This window comes from Phormidesmis sp. 146-12, from assembly GCF_052939495.1.
In genome coordinates this window covers 1-1,936 of record NZ_JBJPHS010000238.1, presented here as the reverse complement: position 1 = coordinate 1,936, position 1,936 = coordinate 1, and the positions used below count along the sequence as shown (strand labels likewise).

Annotated in this window: 1 protein-coding gene; it reads right to left on the bottom strand. The window is 51.3% G+C overall.

Features of this window, described 5'->3' with window-relative positions:
- Positions 1-54: 54 nt before the first annotated feature.
- Positions 55-1,707 (bottom strand): hypothetical protein, encoded by a 1,653-nt coding sequence (locus ACKFKF_RS34930; RefSeq protein WP_446871922.1) that lies wholly within the window; start codon positions 1,705-1,707, stop codon positions 55-57.
- Between the last annotated feature and the right edge of the window lie 229 nt (positions 1,708-1,936).

Genomic DNA, 1,936 nt, shown 5'->3' with positions numbered 1-1,936 from the left:
GCAACGAAGCAAAAAAACTTTGTCGAACTGACGGAACAATACGTTATTTGCGATCTATTGAATTTGATTAGGCGTGACGGTTGTTTCTACAGAGGGCTGTCCCAGTCGGTTAGCGATCGCCACTCCTACCAGCCCCGAAATGCCAAACACGATTGAAGCAATGATGCCCAACGCTACATAAACTCTGACTTGACTCCCAAAGATCAAAAATTGAGAGCGTCCAGTTGGTAGAGTCGTCGCTTTGAGATGCTCTTGATTGTGTTGGGTAACCATCAAACCGATCGGATCGTCAATTGTCGATCGCAGCGCCAGCGCTTGAGACAAACCATCATAGGCCGTCGTCACATCTTCTTGACAGAGTGCCAGCGTCCCCAATTGATGAAGCGCCCACGCCTCCGCCGCTGGATCTTCTAAAGCCCAGGCAGCCTGCAAGCCCCAATGGAGAACTCGCCTCCAAGTTTCCCACTGCTTGCCAAGCGCCAGAGCGCCCTCGATCGATCGCACCAGTTTCAGCGCTTCTAGATGACGCTCCTTCTCGATCGCCCACTGCAAAGTGAGTAAAATAATTTCACGCTCCGTCAACAGCGCTTCTATGAGAGATTCGTGTCGCTCTGCCCAGGGAATCAGATAGGTTAGCGTCCGCTCCATCCAGGGAGTCGGGTTAAAGTCGTCTTGCAAAATTGTCCTCAGACTAGACGACAGACAGTAGCGGTAGCCATTCATCTGAATCAAATGACGCTGCAACAGAGCCTGCAAACTTGCCTGCGGATTGGGCGGCCCAGTGATAGCAGCTATTTGCTCAGATAATAATCCCACTTCTCCGATCGCTACCAGAGCCGCCACGATCCAGCGTTGAGTTTTGGGCAAAGCTGACAGAATCATTCGAGTCAGCGATCGCGCTGCCCCTTCTTGCAAATGATCCAACACCTGTACAAAGGCAACTTTGTCTTCTCGAATCAAGGCGGCTACCTGCAACAGTCGCTGAGGATGTCCTTTGAGGAGATGCCAGATTGATTTGGCTGTCTCAAAATTTTCGGGTGGAATCGGTCGCCCCAATTCTCGCTCTATCAGCACCAAACTTTCTTCTAACGACAGTCCTTCTAAAGCGATCGCCCGGCCTTCTCCCCAAAATCGCCGAGTCTGAGACGCGATCACAAAGGTACTGTTGGGCAAGACTGCCATAAGTTGTTGCAGATGGTCAGCGCTGAGTTGAGGGTCGTCTACTAAAACAAGCACCTCTTTGTCCTGGAGGGCCTGACGAATATCGGCTGCGGGCTTAACCGTAGGGCAGTTGTAGAACGTGTCAAATAGAGATTGCAGGCGATCGCCGATCGCAGGGTGCCCCTGGAGATAGAGAATGCCGTCGGCGTGAGAAGTCGTGACTTGGGGATGATGAGACAGATGGCGTAACAGAGCCGTTTTGCCGACTCCTGATTCTCCATAAAACTCCACCGTCTGATGAGCTTGCAGAGCGGCGATCGCGGATTCAATTTCCGTCTGCCGACCCAACAACCCTACAAAAGCACGCGGCACCTGCACGAGTGGCGTTGGCTGAGGGGCGGCGATCAAAGATTGTTCTTCAGCAGTGCCAAGCAGCGCACCATGTTCTGAGCCAATGGATAAGAGATGGTGACCGACGCGGATTTGCCCGATCGTCTCTCTCTGGAGCGTTGTCTCAATTTGGCTAAAAAGAGTGGGTTGAGACATAAATTCAGTCTGGACTGACAAGCCAGAGCCTGTGCCCTAAGTGATTTTCATAGCATATCAAGAAGACCCAACTATCTTACTCGACCCAAGAGAGAAAATTTGTATCGTTTGCTATGCAAGAAGCTAATAAAAAGGACGGGAATTCGCTGGAGTTCTCTCGCTTCGTTGTTCATCGCTTCTGCCCCCCAACCCCCCAATTTTGGGGGACTTTGAGACAATATTTCTCGTT

What these genes read in the sequence shown, in the direction of transcription:
- ACKFKF_RS34930 (WP_446871922.1), bottom strand. Translation starts at nt 1,707, where the DNA reads ATGTCTCAACCCACTCTTTTTAGCCAAATTGAGACAACGCTCCAGAGA.